Raw genomic sequence first — 14,583 nt, forward strand, 5'->3', positions numbered from 1 at the left:
GATCGGGCACGAAATATCGATATTTGCCGTACGCTCCCGTCCGTGGCATCTGGGGACTATGGGACGAAGGCTGTTCCCACCTATATTGCGGCCGAGGCGGAGACGACCCCCCTCCCGAAGATCACGGTCCCGCTGGCACCGCCCCCTCCAAAGCCTGGAAAAGGTTTCGGCGACATGCCGATGCGTGTGGTCTACCGGGCGATAGCCGGTGCCGTCGTGGTCGTGGTGGCGGGCACCGTCGGCACCGTGGTGTTCTTGGGCAATACCGGCTCCGCCGCGCCGTCCGCCGCGGCGCCCCGGCCTTCGCCGCTCATGGCGAGCGTGGCGCCGGCTTCGCCGAGTTTCTCGCCGAGCCCGACGCCCACCGTGCCGCCGCTGTCGCCGCAGATGGTCACGGCCCTGGGCGATGCCCGGCTCGCGCGGCTGCCCGACGGACAGGTGAAGCTCGGCAGGCTGCCGGGCAGGCCCAACCCGACGCGCGGTGTGTTCAAGGACAAGCGCTCCGGCGTCTCGGTCCCGCGCTTCCGCAAGATCTGGGCGCCTTCCAAGCCCAGCCCGTTCGCCACCCGGCAGAATCTGCCGAAGGTGAAGAACTCACCGGTGCGCGGCATGGTGGTCTCGTGCCCCGTGCCGATCGCGGTGCAGGAGAACCTCAAGGACACCGCCTTCCTCGCGGCCGGGTGGACGCTGAACCATCAGCCGAAGGGCGCCACCCTGACCTGGACCGCGGTGCAGAACGTCACCATCGGCAAGCGGGACGCCTGGGTGATGGGATACAACGCGCACTACGTGATCAAGGGCAAGAAGCACACGTCGTCGGCCGCCGTCGCCCTGGTGGACGTGCCCGGCAAGAAGCCCGCCCTGGTGTTCGTCACCATCCCGGACACGCAGAAGCGCTACTGGCGCGACATCAACACCGTGATGTCCGGCATCAAGGTGCCGTGACCGTCTCCGGTCCCTGACCTTTCACGCAAAGAGCCGGGCTCGTTCCGACGGGCCCGGCTCTTCGCGTGTCTCTCCGCATGTAGAACCGGCTCAGCGCTCCGCGAGCACGATGACCGAGTCTTCCGGGGCGAACGTCACGGAGCGTGACCGGTCCGGATTGATCACCACGCCGAAGTGCGGCGCCTCGCCCGCTCTGGCGGCCACGCGGTAGCCGATCGCGGTCTCTCCGCGCCTGCGGGCCGACTCCACCACCGTGGGGAAGCCGACCTGCGAACCCGTGGTGACGTACTCCTCCACCGGGCGCGGGTAGATCTCCGAGCCCCTGGAGTCGAAGAGATAGCCGAACACCTCGCTCAGGTGCGGGCTCTCGGCGAGCTGGGCGAGAAGCAGCCCGATGACCGTGTCGCTGATGACGATGTCGTCGGCCTCGGTCACCTCGGCCAGCGCCCGGTTGTTCTCGTCGAGCATCTCGCTCACGATCGAGTAGCGCTCGCCCAGGCTTTTTTGCATGTCCCGAAGCTGCAGCAGCGTCATCAGCGTGCGGGTGTCGGCGTGGTGCGGGTCGTACCTGTCGTCCGCCAACACGATCACGTGCTGGTAGAGGCCGATGCCCAGCGACTCCAGCGCGTACCGGTCGGTGATGTCGCACTCCTTCACGCTGAGCGTGAGGTTGTGCAGGCCCGTCACCCATTCGCCGGCGGCCGGGTGGTCGCTCGCGACGTCGAGGACCGACCCCGCGGGCACGTAGCCGTCGAGGTAGCGGACCACCTGAGGAGCACGGGCGTTCCAGCCGAGCAGCAGCGTGCGTCCCGGCCCCGGCTGCGCGTGCTCGCGCGCGACGACGCTCTGTTCGTCGACGCCGGAGGTGTCGCCGGCCAGGCGGATGAGGGAGTCGTCCTGCGCGATCACGATGATCTCGTCGGTGGTGCCCAGCATCGTGTCCATGGGCGGGTTGAGCATGACGCCCTCCGCCGTGCGCAGCCCGATGACCGTCGCGGAGGCGTACGCGCTCAGAGCCCGGCCGTACGGCACGCCGGCCAGGGCCGGGTCGGACCTCAGGTAGATCTCGCCGTCGTCGAAGTTCAGCAGGTCCATGCAGACGACCGACATGCCGGACTGCCGCGACGACTGCACGATCAGCCGCGAGGTGGTGTCGTCGGAGTCGACCAGGTGCACGCCGGGGCCGCCGGCGAGGCGGGCGGCGGCCATGTTGCGGGAGGCCACGATGGCGGCGACCACCGGAGGATGGCCGCCCGACCGCTTGGCCAGCGCCAGCAGGGTCTTGATGACGTGCGCGTCCGGCTCGTCGCCCTGCGGGGAGAGCACGACGACCGATCGGGCCGCGTCGAGGTTCATCAGATCGAGGTCCGTGGGCTCGGTCGGGCGGCCCGTGCGGCACACCAGCCTGGTCTTGCCGGTGTCGCCCACCCGGGCGCGGATGGCGTCCTCCATAGCCGGCTTGTCCATGTCGGCGAGGACCGCGATGACGGATCCACGCTGACTGGCATGCGCTTTGACGAGTTCGGAGACGATGGTGAAGACCTGCTCCGACCAGCCCAGGATGACCGTGTGGCCGCTTTCGATGATCCGGGAGCGGCCCTTGCGCAACTCCTCGATCTTCACTCTGAGCCCGGAGGCGAGCACACCGACCAGCGTGCTCACGATGAAGAGGCCGCCCAGCGAGGCGACCAGCATCAACGCGAGGAATGGCGCGGTGCCGGTGTCGCTGGCGACCTTTCCCGGGCTGAGGGCGCGCATCAGCGTCATCCACAGGACGCCGGGCAGGCCCTGGTGGTCAGGCACCTCTTTGGGCGTGAGCCACAGGACGAGGGCGCTGACGGCGACGATGAGCCCCAGCGACACCAGGGCCAGCCAGCCGATGAGGGCGCCGGTGCCTTTCGCCATGGTGTTGTCGAACCAGTACCTCAGGCGTTCCCTGACTGTGGCCCTTGACAAAAGACAGCTCCTCCGGACAAACACGATCAATGCGACACATACTAGGGGCCGGTGCCGACTGTCCGATCAAGGTTGTGCGTCGCCGGTATGGGTGAACGGCGGGCGCCGTACAGGCCGTCCGCGGCAGGCGGTGACCCTCCGGACATGACCTAGGCTCTGGTGCTGTGACTGAGCTCGTGCTTGCCTCCGCCTCACCCGCCCGCCTCGGCGTTCTGCGCGGAGCCGGCCTCGACCCGAAAGTGATCGTCAGCGGCGTCGACGAGGAGGCCGTCGTCGCCGAGTCGCCCGAACGGCTGTGCCGTACGCTCGCGGAGGCCAAGGCTGCCGCCGTCGCGGCCGGGTTGCGCTCGGGCATCGTCATCGGATGCGACTCGGTGCTGGAACTCGACGGAGTCGCGTACGGCAAGCCGGGCTCGCCCCAGGAGGCCGTCGAGCGCTGGCACACGATGCGCGGCAAGCAGGGGCGGCTCCTGACCGGACACTGCGTGATCGACGTCGCAACGGGCCGGGCGATCTCGGAGGTCGCCGCCACCGTCGTCAGGTTCGGCACGCCCACCGACGAGGAGATCGCCGCCTACGCGGCCAGCGGGGAACCGCTGCGGGTCGCGGGTGCCTTCACCCTCGACGGCCTGGGCGGCTGGTTCATCGAGGGCATCGACGGAGACCACGGGAACGTTCTCGGCATATCGCTTCCTCTGCTGCGCCGCCTTTTCGGGGAACTGGGAGTGTCCGTCACCGATCTATGGCGCTAGCCTGCCGGGCATGAACGGCAGAGGCGGGCGGGGGATCGGCGGTCTCGCCGACGGCATCGGTTTCGTGTTCAAGGGCGTCGGCTGGGTGGCGCGGCATCCGCGGTGGTGGGTGTTCGGGCTGATCCCCGCATTGATCGCGCTCGTGCTGTACGTCTTCGCCCTGATCTGGCTCGGCACGCACACCACGGACGTGGCCGCATGGATCACCCCGTTCGCCGACGACTGGGGCTGGCGCGACGTCTTCCGCACGCTCGTCGGCATCATGATCTTCGTCGGCGGGCTCGCCCTGTCGGTGCTGACCTTCACGGCCGTCACGCTCGCCATCGGCGAACCCTTCTACGAGAAGCTGTCGGAGAAGGTCGAAAAGGACCTCGGCGGGCTTCCCGAGGACGCCGACCCGCCGTTCTGGCGGTCATTTCTCCGGTCCATCCGCGACAGCGTCGTCACGTTGTTCTACGTGCTGCTGTTCAGCATCCCGCTGTTCGTGCTCGGATTCGTCCCGGTCATCGGCCAGACGGTCGTCCCCGTGCTCGGTGCGATCGTCTCCGGGTTCTTCCTCACCGTCGAGCTGACCGCGCTGCCGCTGGAACGGCGGGGGATCGCGCGCAAGGAGCGCTTCGCGATTCTGCGCGCCGACCTCGCCGTGACCCTGGGCTTCGGCATCCCGATCTTCCTGGCCTTCCTGGTGCCGCTGGTCTCCGTGGTCGCCATGCCGGGCGCGGTGGCGGGCGCCGCGATGATGGTCCGGGTACGGCTGGCCGGCTCGGCGGGACGCGCGCCGGAAACGCGTCTGTCGTGAACCGTGGCCGCCGGTGACCTTGGACCCGTACGATGCGTGATCGTGGGCGGACAATCTGACGTCGTGGTGGACGAGTCGATCGCCGTCGCGGCGCCCGCTCGAGCCGTCTGGCAGGCGATCGCGGATCCGGAGCTCCGTTCCCGCTGGTGGCCCGGCATGGAGCTCGACCCGGTCGTGGGCGGGCGCTTCACCGAGCGATGGACCGACGAGCACGGCCGGGAGGTCGTCACCACCGGCGTGGTCATCGAGGCGGTCGAAGACCGGCTGCTGGCCCTGATCTGGGCGGACGAAGGATGGCAGACCACCACCATGGTGGAGGTGCGGCTCGGGGAGTCCGGCGGGGTGACGCGCGTCGGTGTCCGGCACACGGGCTGGGACGGGCTGCCCGATCCCGAGATCCTCGCCGCGAAACACCGGGCGGGCTGGCGGGAGCACCTGAACGATCTCCGCCGCGCCGTCGAAGACGCCGTCTGATCTCCCGGCCAGATTTGCGCAGCCGGCGGTGGTCGCTCACGAACCGGTGTGCACGGCGAACCACGCCACCCACCGGCGCTGCCAGGGCGTTTCGACCGCTCGGCGATGGTGGTGCTCGCGCACCCATCCGACGGCCTCATCAGGGGAAAGGCCCGCGCGTACGGCCAGGCAGGCCATGACGGTGCCGGTGCGGCCGATCCCCCCGTTGCAGGCCACCTCCACGTTGCGGCCCGCCCGTGCCAGGTCGTGGAGGCGGGTGATGGACCGGGCGGCCGCCTGACGGTCGAGGGGGAGCAGGAAGTCGGGCCAGGCCACCCATTCGTGCGGCCACGTGAGGGCGGCCTCGTGACGGCGGCGCAGGAGCGACGTGCCGAGGTAGAGCGCGAAGTCGGGAACCGGGCCGGTGGGAGTGGGGTCGCGCAGCCCCCGGCCCCTGATCCACGCGCCGTCGGGGATCTGGATCGCCCCGGTGAGCAATGCCGTCATCCGGCGATTATCGCGTGCGGCCGCCGCCGTCCCCGGCTTTCCGGTGAGGCTCGGCCTGTCTCCGGCGCGGGCTGCCGGGGGGAAGCTGCCGACCGGACGGCGGTGATCGCGTAAGGTCCCCTCAAGATCGGACGAATGGCGCCGGGTCGGTTCCCGGATCAGCCTGTGGACCGTCCGATCCCATGAACACCGCGCCGGCGACCGGAACTCCGGACGGGCTCGGCCTGATCATCGGGGGGAGAACCGTGAAAAGCCTGATCGCCCGGCTCTGGCGGAGCATCGGGGGCTCGCTCCAATGGCGGATCCTGTGGATCTTCCATGCGAAGTTCATGGTCGGGGTGACCGGGATCGTGCGAGACGGAGACGGCCGGGTGCTCCTTCTCCGGCACCGGCTCTGGCCGGAAGGCCGCCAGTGGGGTCTGCCGTCCGGGTATGCGGTCAGGGGCGAGAGATTCGAGGACACCGTCGTCCGCGAGGTGCGTGAGGAGACCGGCCTGGAGGTCGCGGCCGGCGACCTGGTGTATCTGAGGAGCGGCTTCAAGCTGCGGTTGGAGGTGGCCTACACGGCCCGGCTCGTCGGCGGCACGATCCAGGCCGACGGGTTCGAGGTGCTTGAGGCGAAGTGGTTCGCGCCCGCCGATCTGCCGCAGGGCCTGCAGGAGGGGCACCGGCGCCTGATCCTCGGCGAAGGAGGCCAAACAGGGTAGAAAGCCCCCTTCGCTGACGGGTGGCGAAATATCGCGATCCGTCTGCGGCGCGCGGGCGTTCGGGGGTTGTCCACAGAACGAGATTCCGGCCGCAGCGGGTGGGCGGGCCGCAGCCAGGCTTCCGGCCATGACAGTCATTCCGAAGCTCACGCTCCGCACCCCGTCGGACATCCTCGCCGCCGTGCCGTACGTCGTCGGGTTCCACCCGGCCGACAGCCTCGTCGTGCTGGGCTTCGGCGGGACCGAGCTCCTGCTGACCACGCGGTGGGATCTGCGGCCGGAGCCGCGGGGCCTGGAGCAGCTGGGCCCGCTGCTCCGGCGAGAGAAGATCACCATGGCCGTGATCGTCGGTTACGGCCCCGAAGACGTGGTGGACGCCCCCGTGCTCGAAGTGGGCCGTCTGCTGGAGAAGGCGGGCGTGCATGTGATGGAGGCGTTGCGGGCCGAGGACGGGCGCTACTGGTCGTACGCCTGCGAGACCATCGTGTGCTGCCCCGAGGACGGCATGCCGTACGACCCGGTGTCCAGCCCGGTGGCGGCCGAGGCGGTCGTGCGGGGCCTCGTCGCGCTGCCCGATCGCGAGGCCCTCCGAAGCTCCGTCACCCCGTCAGGAGGGGCGGCGATGCGGGACGCCACACGGGCGGAGGCCGTGTGCCTGCGGTCCCGGCTGGGCGGACGGCCGGCGAACGGGCTCGCGGCCGAACTCGTGGCGGAAGGCCTGTCCAGGGTGCGCGAGGCGATCGATCTCTACGACTCCGGCGGGCGGTTGGACGACCGGGCCGCGGCGCGGCTGGGATTCGACCTCATGGTGATACGGGTGCGTGACGAGGCGTGGGCGTCACTTGACGACCGCGACGCGCACATCGCCCTGTGGACGGATCTGACTCGGCGGCTCGATCCCCGTCATGCCGCGCCCGCCGCCTCGTTGCTTGCCGCCGCGGCCTGGCGATCGGGAGACTGCGCGCTGGCCGGCATGGCCCTGGAGCGCGCTCTGGCGGCCGATCCCGGATATTCGATGGCCCGGCTGCTCAGCCAGGCGCTGAACAACCTGCTGTCCCCCGTGGCGCTGCGCGACCGCATGCCGACCTCCGAAGAACTGGACGCCGAGATGGGCACGCCGAGAGCCTCCTGGCTGGGCCCCCTGCTCGAGGTCCTGGACGACACGCTGGGCGACGCCTTCGGTGAGGAGCCGGGCGCGCGGGCGAGTTAGACCGGGTGGAGCAGGGCAGGAGATCAGATCGCTCAGGCCTGGTCCTCCGCGCGCGACGGCGCCGGGGCGGAAGAGGACACGTCGGTGACGCGGCCGGGGGCCGGCCGGACCGGTGCGAGGGAGGGTCTAGGCGTGCTCGCCGCTTTCCGCCTGGCGGCGGCGCTCGTTGTAGGCGCGCATCCGGGCCGGATATCCGGTGAGCTGGACGTCGTAGACCGGCAGGGCCAGGTCCCTGGCGACCTTCCTGATCACAGCGGGGGATCCGACGCGGCGGCGTGTCCACTCGCCGTCGTGTGCCACGGCGACCGCGGTGGTGTCGGTCGCGAACGTTTCCGGCTCGACGTAGAACTCCACGCCCCGCCGCGTTTTGGCGAATTCGATGAGTGCTTCGATATCTGAATTGGTTGCCTCACGGTCGAACTTGGCGACCCGGGGGCCGCGAAGCCGCCGAATCCCGTAGCGATCGCGCCATCTCATAGCCCTTGTATACCTTCGCGAACATCACAGCGGTGTTAAGGAGGGAAGTCGGGGACGGCTCGGGGAATTCCCCGATGCGCCCTCCGCCGCAGCCGACGACGATGGAGGCAGACTCGAAGGAAGAGCGTTCCACCGACGGAAGGCATATGCGGATGCCGGGGGCAGCGACACCAGCGTGGCAGGGGAGGGCGCCCATGGCTCATCCGGGGCTCAGGGTGGGTCACCATGAGCGTGATCAGGTGGTCGAGCATGTCAAGGCGGCCTACGCCGACGGCAGGCTGGACAAGGACGAGATGGATGAGCGCCTTCATCGTGCGATGACCGCGCGCACCCATGCAGACCTCGCGCCGATCTTGGCGGATCTGTACGGCCCGCGCGTCGACTACGCGCCGCGCCCGCCGCAGCCCGGCTGCGGGCCGGACGTCGCCGGCACAGGCGATCGCCTGGCGGGGGGCATGGCCCACCTGCTGTCGCTCTTCGGGTTCTTCGTCATCGGCCCGCTGATCGTGCTGCTGGCGGGCCGGTCGTCGCCCTTCATCAGGAAGCAGGCGGCGGAGGCGCTCAACTTCCACCTCACCATGCTGGGCGGGAGCCTGGCGCTGATGTTCACCGTCGTCGGCGTGTTCCTTCTGCCGTTCCTGTGGATCGTCGGAATCGTCCTTTCCGTCGTCGCGGGCGTCTCGGCCCTCGCGGGCGGGCATTTCCGCTACCCGCTGACGGTCCGCCTGGTCAAGTGACCGGGAAACGACTGCGCGAAAAGTGAAAAAGCCGGCTCAGGACTGGGGCATGATCGCCCGTACCGTGGCCACCGTGTCGGCCTCCTCAGCGCGCTTGTCCGGGCGGTAGCGCAACACGCGGGCGAACCGCAACGCCATCCCACCCGGGTAGCGGCTCGACCGCTGCACGCCGTCGAAGGCGATCTCGACCACGAGTTCGGGCTTGACCGTGACGACCCAGTCGTCCGCGGGCCCCGTGGCCAGGCGCAGGAACTGCTCGGTCTGCCAGGTGAGCAGCTCGTCGGTCAGCCCCTTGAAGGTCTTGCCGAGCATCACGAAGCCGCCGGTCTCCGGGTCGAGCGCACCCAGATGGAGGTTGGACAACCATCCTCTGCGCCGCCCGCTGCCCCACTCGGCCGCCAGGACGACCAGATCGAGCGTGTGCCGGGGCTTCACCTTGATCCACCCGGCGCCTCGGCGGCCCGCCGCGTACGGCGTCTGCGGCGACTTGACCACCACGCCCTCGTGGCCTCGCCGTAGGGCTTCGGCGAAGAACGCCTCGCCGTCCTCGGCGTCCGCGGTGACCAGGCGGGGCGTGAGGAGCTCGGCCGGCACGGCGGCGGCCAATGCGGCGTGCCGCTCCTCGTCGGGCAGGTCGAGCAGGTCGGCGCCGTCCGCCCGGAGGGCGTCGAAGAAGAACACGCTGAGGGGCACGGCCTTGCGCTGCACCTCGACGTCGGTCCTGCTGGCCACCCGGCCGGAGGTGATCTGGAACGGCTCGGGCCTGCCGTCCGGCCGCAGGGCGAGCACCTCGCCGTCGAGCACCAAGTCGTTTGAGGGAAGGGTGAGCACCGCCTCGACGAGTTCCGGGACCTGGCCGGTGATGTCGTCCAGAGTGCGGGTGAAGACGGAGACCCGGTCGCCGGAGCGGTGTGCCTGCACCCGCACGCCGTCGAGCTTCCACTCCACGGCGGCGGCCCCGCCGATCTTCTCCAGCGCGGCGGTGACGGTGGGGGCGCTCTGGGCGAGCATCGGCGCGACCGGCCGGCCCACCTCGAGTTTGAACGCGCGCAACTCCTCGACGCCGCCCCGCAACGCGGCGGCGCCGACGGCGGGCAACCAGCCGCGCAGCGTCAGCGCCCGGCGCACCTCGGCCGAGGGGGCTCCCGAGGCCTTGGCGATCGCCTCGATCATCACGCCGTCGAGCGCCCCCTGCCTCAGCTCCCCCGTCAGGAGCCGCTGGAGGAACGACTGCTCCTGACGGGTCGCGACGCCGAACAGCTCGTCGAGCAGAGCTCTGCGCGCCGCCTGTGATCCCGCACCGGTCTGCGCCTTGATCCGCTGAAGGAAGGAGTCGATCTGGGTGAGGGTGGCGGTCGCGACCTGCCGGGGATCCGGGAGGTCCTGCAGCGTCCGCCATCCCACACCGATCTGCCGCTGGGGCAGCTCTCCGGACAGATAGGCGACGGCGATCTCCGCCTCGTCGGGCCCCACCCTGCCCAGCAGCTCGGCCAGATGCGCGATCTTGGCGAGGCGGGCGCTGTCCGAGGCCACGGCCGAGGACGTCCGGGCGAGGTCAATCAGCAACACACCGTCATCCTGCCCTACCCGGCCGTCGAGTGCCCACGTCGGGCTGTCAGCTGTAATGACGCATGTCAGGCCACATCTCCCGCCATGGTCGAAGGGGGTCGTGGCACACGACGATCGGCACGCCGTCCTCCTCGCCCGGCATGCCGTGGAGGGACCCGGCCGTGGAACACCGCGCGAAGCGTGCGGACAGGAAACGCTCGTCGTAGTTGACCGCCACGACGACGCGGGCCGTCTCGGGCGGCGGGCCCCACCACCACAACTCGTTGTGACCGCTGTAGACCTTGGGCAGGCCGAAGTCGCCCGCCCATCGGTCGAAGGCCCCCGCCTCTCCGTAGTTGCCGGCGAGCAGGACGGCCTGCGCCCGGTCCGTGGGCGAGAGCGTCCGTACGACCCATGCGACCTGGTCGGCGACGTCGTGCATGCCCACCGATTCGCGGGCCACCTCGTTGATCGTGGCGACCGGGCTCCCATCCAGGGAGGCGGCGGGGACGACGGGAAGCGCGACGACGGCCATGAGGGCCCCGCTGACGGCCAGTGCCCCCACCGTCAGGCCGCGCAGCCGCCACCCGGCGGCGGAGACGCATCCTGCGGCGAACAGGTAGAGGAGGAACGCGCCGACGTAGTCGGGACGGCCGCCGGAGTAGAGGGTGAACGCGCACGCCACCGGGTAGGCGATGGCCGGCGCGCGGGTCGCCCGGTTCCTCCACAGGCGCCGCCATCCCGCGATGCCGATGACGAACTGCGGCACGCCCAGCAACAGGATCTGCAGGGGGACGAAGGTGACCCTGTTGTTCGCCCCGTCGTCGGCCCCCAGCGCGGCGGCCATCTGGAACTGGGGCCAGCCGTGTGTCATCTGGTAGATCAGGTTGGGGGCTGCGACGACCACGGCGATCAGGGCGCCCAGCCACAGACGCCGGTCGGCGAAGATGCGCCGGGGCCCGGCCACCAGGACGCCGACGCCGACCGAGGCGAGCAGCATGACGATCAGGTCGCGGTTGTACGTGGCGACGCCGGAGACCAGGCCGATCGCCGGCCAATACCTCCCGTCTCCGCGCAGCAGCACGCGGAGCAGCATCACCACGACCGTCGTCCAGAGCACAAGATCCGGCGTGAGGGTCAGCAACGTGTGTCCCCCGACGAGGGGGAGCAGTCCCGTCGCCGTGCCGGCGGCCGCCAAAACCTGGGCACTCCGGTCACCGCCGAGCTCACGTGCCATGAGGGCGATCAAAACGATCAAGGCCCCGGTGCAGAGCGCGGGCACGACCCGCAGCGCCACGACCGTGTCGCCGAACAAGGCGGTGGAAACCCGCGCGATCATCGGCGTGAGTGGCGGGGTGTCGAAGTAGCCGATCTTCGGGTGCTCACCCAGAAGCCGGAAATAGAGCTCGTCGCGGTGGTAGCCGTACCAGGGGGAGACCGCGAGCAGCAGGAGCGTCGTCGCCGCGGCGATGCCGCCGGCATATGTACGGGCGAACGGGGGGAGCCGGACGTCCTCGCGGACGTCGGCGATCGCTGTCACCCGGTCATCATGGCGGGCACAGGGCCACCCGGGCCAGCCCCGGATGGCCTTCCGATCAAGCCTGATGACCTGCTGTTCTCCCGCTGGGCGTCAGCTGATGATCAGCTGACGCCGAGCAGGTCGACGACGAAGATGAGCGTCTCGCCCGGCTTGATGGCGTTGCCTGCTCCGCGGTTGCCGTAACCCAGGTGGGCGGGAATCGTGAGCCGGCGGCGGCCGCCGACCTTCATGCCCGCGACGCCGCGGTCCCAGCCGGCGATGACCCGGCCGCCGCCGAGCGGGAACTGGAACGGCGTGCCGCGGTTCCAGGACGCGTCGAACTCCTCGCCCGTGGAGAACGCGACGCCGACGTAATGCACGGTCACGGTGTGCCCGGCCTTGGCCTCGGGGCCGTCCCCCTCGACGAGGTCGACGATTTCGAGGTCCTCCGGAGGAGCGCCCTCCGGAAAGTCGATCTCGGGCTTCTCGAGTGCCACGTGGGTCTCCTGTTCTGTCTCGCCGAATGCTTTCGGCCGACGAACGACTCTACCGAAGATCGCCCACGCCCCAGACGCCCTCCCCGAGTCTTGCGGGAAGGGCGTCGCCGGCGATTGGCTTCTCCCACAGCCAGATGCCCGCGAAGTCGGCATTTCCGGCTTCGTCCGAGCTCCCGGCGCGGGTCTGCCGCGGTCGCCCTATTGCGGGTGATTGGGGCGGAAGTCCGGAGCGGGCTCCCTGCCGGTGTCGCCACGGTTGTGGTCGGGGCCCTGCATAGGCCGTCCGTGCATGGGTCCGGAGCCGCCCGGTTCGGTGTGCATGGGGCCGGGCTGCGCGGGTCCGCCGTGCGTGGTCCCGGGCTGCCCCCATCCGGTGTGCGTGGTCCCGGGCTGGCCGGGGCCGCCCGGCACCGCGCCGGACGAGGCCAGCACGGCCTTCGCCTGCTCCAGCATCTGTGCCGCCACGAGCACGTCGTACCGGCCTGCGACGATCGCGCTCCGTGACGAGAAGTCCCTCGCTCCCTTCTGCATCGCGTGGGTCACGGCTCCGAAGATGGCGCCCACGATGGCCGCCCAGATGACCGACCAGATGACGATGCCGATGAACGAGATGGTGGTGGCGGTGAACAGGCCCAGGAACAGGCCGATGAACAGGCCGATCACGGCTCCGCTCTCGAGGCCGTGCAAAGCCGCCCGACCGGTGGTCAGCCTGCCGGTGACCCGCTCCTCGAGGCGGAGGTCGCTGCCGACGATGGCGCTGGTCTCCACCGGGAAGCCCGCGTCGGACAGGGCGTCGACCATGCGCTGCGCCGACGCGTAGTCAGGGAAGCCGGCTAGTGGCCGCATGTCGACCAACGGCGCGGCAGGCGCTTTGGCGGGAGATCCGAACATCTTCGCCTCCGTCGGGTTGTGCGGTCGTCTCCAGACGGCACTACCCGACGGTGGCCCGATATGCGCGTCCTTACCAGCTCTGGTGGAGAGGCATGCCTTCCGTGTACCCGGACGCGCTCTGGACGCCGATGACCGCCCGCTCGTGGAACTCCTCCAGGTTGGCGGCTCCCGCGTACGTGCACGAGGAACGCAGACCGGCGACGATCTCGTCGATCTGGTCCTCGACGCTCGGCCGCACGGGGTCGAGGTACATGCGCGACGTCGAGATGCCCTCCTCGAACAGCGCCTTGCGGGCCCGCTCGAACGGCGTGTCGTCCACGGTGCGCAGCCGTACGGCACGGGCGGAGGCCATGCCGAAGTTCTCCTTGTATTTGCGGCCGTCCGCGGCCGTGCGGGTGTCGCCGGGAGACTCGTACGTCCCGGCGAACCAGGAGCCGATCATGACATTGGACGCGCCGGCGGCCAGGGCGAGCGCGACGTCGCGGGGGTGGCGGACGCCGCCGTCGGCCCAGACGTGGCGGCCCAGTCGGCGGGCCTCGGCGGCGCACTCCAGGACGGCGGAGAACTGCGGCCTGCCGACGCCGGTCATCATGCGGGTGGTGCACATGGCGCCCGGGCCCACGCCGACCTTGAGGATGTCGGCGCCGGCCTCGACCAGGTCGCGGACCCCCTCGGCGGTCACGACGTTCCCCGCGGCGATCGGCACGCCGGGGTCGAGCGCCCGTACGGCCCGCAGCGCCGCGATCATCTTCTCCTGGTGGCCGTGCGCGGTATCGACGACCAGCAGGTCGACGCCCGCGTCGAGCAGCTCCTTGGCCTTGGAGGCCACCTCGCCGTTGACGCCGACGGCGGCGGCCACGCGCAGCCGGTTCCGGGCGTCCACCGCGGGCTGGTACAGGGTGGCCCGCAACGCGCCGGTCCGGGTGAGGATGCCGACCAGGCGCCCCTCGTCGTCCACGATGGGGGCCAGACGGTGACGGCCCTCGTGCAGGGCCTCGAACGCCGTCTGCGGGTCGGTCTCCTGGGGCAGCGTCTGAGGCGAAGCCGTCATGATCTGGGAGAGCTGGGTGTACATGTCGACGCCGCCGCAGTCGGCCTCGGTCACCACGCCCACCGGGCGGTTCTCCCAGTCGACCACGACGATCGCTCCGTGCGCCCGCTTGGGCAGGAGGTTGAGCGCCTCCCCGACGGTGTCGTGCGGGGTCAGAGTGAGAGGCGTGTCGTGCACCAGATGCCGGCTCTTGACCCAGTCGACGACGTCGGTCACCACGTCGATCGGGATGTCCTGCGGGATGACGGCGATGCCGCCCCGCCGGGCGACGGTCTCCGCCATCCGGCGGCCGGCGACGGCCGTCATGTTGGCGACGACGACGGGGATGGTGGTGCCGGCGCCGTCCGCGGTCGTCAGGTCGACGGAAAGTCGCGACCCGATGGCCGACCGTGATGGGACCATGAACACGTCGCTGTACGTGAGATCGTAGGGCGGCGTCACATCGTTGAGGAATCGCACGTTTGTCCAGCCTATGTCGTGACCGCCCCACCTGCCATTCCACAGGGGAGAGGGCGCGAGCCATCTGTACGCCCG

General features: G+C 70.3%; 15 protein-coding genes. 7 read left to right on the forward strand and 8 right to left on the reverse strand.

Annotated elements, in window-relative coordinates; translation table 11 throughout:
* The first annotated feature begins 174 nt into the window (after nucleotides 1-174).
* Complete coding sequence (locus Pth03_RS15630) at nucleotides 175-945, forward strand: hypothetical protein (protein ID WP_203944986.1); 771 nt, start codon at nucleotides 175-177, stop codon at nucleotides 943-945.
* Nucleotides 946-1,035: 90 nt separating this feature from the next.
* Here Pth03_RS15630 and Pth03_RS15635 read toward each other — a convergent pair whose 3' ends face one another.
* Nucleotides 1,036-2,901: a CASTOR/POLLUX-related putative ion channel gene (locus Pth03_RS15635; RefSeq protein WP_203944987.1), complete on the reverse strand. Its 1,866-nt coding sequence runs from the start codon at nucleotides 2,899-2,901 to the stop codon at nucleotides 1,036-1,038.
* A 164-nt stretch (nucleotides 2,902-3,065) separates the two neighbouring features.
* On the opposite strand from Pth03_RS15635, the gene Pth03_RS15640 reads away from it, so the two are divergent.
* The 3 genes from Pth03_RS15640 to Pth03_RS15650 are packed head-to-tail and all read left to right on the forward strand — an operon-like array spanning nucleotide 3,066 to nucleotide 4,926.
* A complete protein-coding gene (locus tag Pth03_RS15640) occupies nucleotides 3,066-3,653 on the forward strand; it encodes a Maf family protein (protein WP_203944988.1) in 588 nt (195 codons plus the stop codon).
* A 10-nt stretch (nucleotides 3,654-3,663) separates the two neighbouring features.
* Nucleotides 3,664-4,452 (forward strand): EI24 domain-containing protein, encoded by a 789-nt coding sequence (locus Pth03_RS15645; protein WP_203944989.1) that lies wholly within the window; start codon nucleotides 3,664-3,666, stop codon nucleotides 4,450-4,452.
* A gap of 42 nt (nucleotides 4,453-4,494) precedes the next feature.
* Nucleotides 4,495-4,926 (forward strand): SRPBCC family protein, encoded by a 432-nt coding sequence (locus Pth03_RS15650; protein WP_203944990.1) that lies wholly within the window; start codon nucleotides 4,495-4,497, stop codon nucleotides 4,924-4,926.
* A 36-nt stretch (nucleotides 4,927-4,962) separates the two neighbouring features.
* Here Pth03_RS15650 and Pth03_RS15655 read toward each other — a convergent pair whose 3' ends face one another.
* Nucleotides 4,963-5,412 (reverse strand): protein-tyrosine phosphatase family protein, encoded by a 450-nt coding sequence (locus Pth03_RS15655; RefSeq protein WP_203944991.1) that lies wholly within the window; start codon nucleotides 5,410-5,412, stop codon nucleotides 4,963-4,965.
* Nucleotides 5,413-5,594: 182 nt separating this feature from the next.
* Here Pth03_RS15655 and Pth03_RS15660 point away from each other — a divergent pair, with 182 nt between their 5' ends.
* Together Pth03_RS15660 and Pth03_RS15665 are read left to right on the forward strand one after the other, a co-directional pair.
* Complete coding sequence (locus Pth03_RS15660) at nucleotides 5,595-6,119, forward strand: NUDIX domain-containing protein (RefSeq protein WP_239119069.1); 525 nt, start codon at nucleotides 5,595-5,597, stop codon at nucleotides 6,117-6,119.
* Nucleotides 6,120-6,246: 127 nt separating this feature from the next.
* Nucleotides 6,247-7,329, forward strand: coding sequence for a DUF4192 domain-containing protein (locus tag Pth03_RS15665; RefSeq protein WP_203944992.1), 1,083 nt, complete (start codon nucleotides 6,247-6,249; stop codon nucleotides 7,327-7,329).
* 126 nt (nucleotides 7,330-7,455) lie between these two features.
* Here the strand turns inward: Pth03_RS15665 and Pth03_RS15670 are convergent, their stop codons facing one another.
* Nucleotides 7,456-7,806 carry a hypothetical protein gene (locus Pth03_RS15670; RefSeq protein WP_203944993.1) on the reverse strand — a complete coding sequence of 117 codons (351 nt, stop codon included), beginning with the start codon at nucleotides 7,804-7,806 and terminating at the stop codon, nucleotides 7,456-7,458.
* A 194-nt stretch (nucleotides 7,807-8,000) separates the two neighbouring features.
* Between Pth03_RS15670 and Pth03_RS15675 the strand changes: the two genes are divergently transcribed.
* The gene (locus Pth03_RS15675) at nucleotides 8,001-8,543 is read left to right on the forward strand and encodes a DUF1707 and DUF4870 domain-containing protein (protein WP_239119070.1); all 543 of its coding nucleotides are present in this window, start codon (nucleotides 8,001-8,003) and stop codon (nucleotides 8,541-8,543) included.
* A gap of 36 nt (nucleotides 8,544-8,579) precedes the next feature.
* Here Pth03_RS15675 and Pth03_RS15680 read toward each other — a convergent pair whose 3' ends face one another.
* The 5 genes from Pth03_RS15680 to Pth03_RS15700 all read right to left on the reverse strand — a co-directional run bounded on the left by Pth03_RS15680 (nucleotide 8,580) and on the right by Pth03_RS15700 (nucleotide 14,508).
* The gene (locus tag Pth03_RS15680) at nucleotides 8,580-10,112 is read right to left on the reverse strand and encodes an ATP-dependent DNA ligase (protein ID WP_203944995.1); all 1,533 of its coding nucleotides are present in this window, start codon (nucleotides 10,110-10,112) and stop codon (nucleotides 8,580-8,582) included.
* 46 nt (nucleotides 10,113-10,158) lie between these two features.
* Nucleotides 10,159-11,631 (reverse strand): glycosyltransferase family 39 protein, encoded by a 1,473-nt coding sequence (locus Pth03_RS15685; RefSeq protein ID WP_203944996.1) that lies wholly within the window; start codon nucleotides 11,629-11,631, stop codon nucleotides 10,159-10,161.
* Between the two features lie 101 nt (nucleotides 11,632-11,732).
* On the reverse strand, nucleotides 11,733-12,107 hold the full coding sequence (locus Pth03_RS15690; protein ID WP_239119071.1) for an FKBP-type peptidyl-prolyl cis-trans isomerase: 375 nt from the start codon (nucleotides 12,105-12,107) through the stop codon (nucleotides 11,733-11,735).
* A gap of 198 nt (nucleotides 12,108-12,305) precedes the next feature.
* A complete protein-coding gene (locus tag Pth03_RS15695) occupies nucleotides 12,306-12,998 on the reverse strand; it encodes a YflT domain-containing protein (RefSeq protein ID WP_203944998.1) in 693 nt (230 codons plus the stop codon).
* A 70-nt stretch (nucleotides 12,999-13,068) separates the two neighbouring features.
* Complete coding sequence (locus Pth03_RS15700) at nucleotides 13,069-14,508, reverse strand: GuaB1 family IMP dehydrogenase-related protein (protein ID WP_203944999.1); 1,440 nt, start codon at nucleotides 14,506-14,508, stop codon at nucleotides 13,069-13,071.
* Nucleotides 14,509-14,583 lie beyond the last annotated feature (75 nt).

Source organism: Planotetraspora thailandica (assembly GCF_016863335.1).
GTDB classification, from domain to species: domain Bacteria; phylum Actinomycetota; class Actinomycetes; order Streptosporangiales; family Streptosporangiaceae; genus Planotetraspora; species Planotetraspora thailandica.

Bases quoted from the DNA above. Each gene is read 5' to 3' on its own strand.
- Pth03_RS15670 (WP_203944993.1), bottom strand. From the start codon at position 7,806: ATGAGATGGCGCGATCGCTACGGGATTCGGCGGCTTCGCGGCCCCCGG.
- Pth03_RS15655 (WP_203944991.1), bottom strand. From the start codon at position 5,412: ATGACGGCATTGCTCACCGGGGCGATCCAGATCCCCGACGGCGCGTGG.
- Pth03_RS15675 (WP_239119070.1), top strand. From the start codon at position 8,001: ATGGCTCATCCGGGGCTCAGGGTGGGTCACCATGAGCGTGATCAGGTG.
- Pth03_RS15660 (WP_239119069.1), top strand. From the start codon at position 5,595: ATGAACACCGCGCCGGCGACCGGAACTCCGGACGGGCTCGGCCTGATC.
- Pth03_RS15695 (WP_203944998.1), bottom strand. From the start codon at position 12,998: ATGTTCGGATCTCCCGCCAAAGCGCCTGCCGCGCCGTTGGTCGACATG.
- Pth03_RS15630 (WP_203944986.1), top strand. From the start codon at position 175: ATGCCGATGCGTGTGGTCTACCGGGCGATAGCCGGTGCCGTCGTGGTC.
- Pth03_RS15665 (WP_203944992.1), top strand. From the start codon at position 6,247: ATGACAGTCATTCCGAAGCTCACGCTCCGCACCCCGTCGGACATCCTC.
- Pth03_RS15645 (WP_203944989.1), top strand. From the start codon at position 3,664: ATGAACGGCAGAGGCGGGCGGGGGATCGGCGGTCTCGCCGACGGCATC.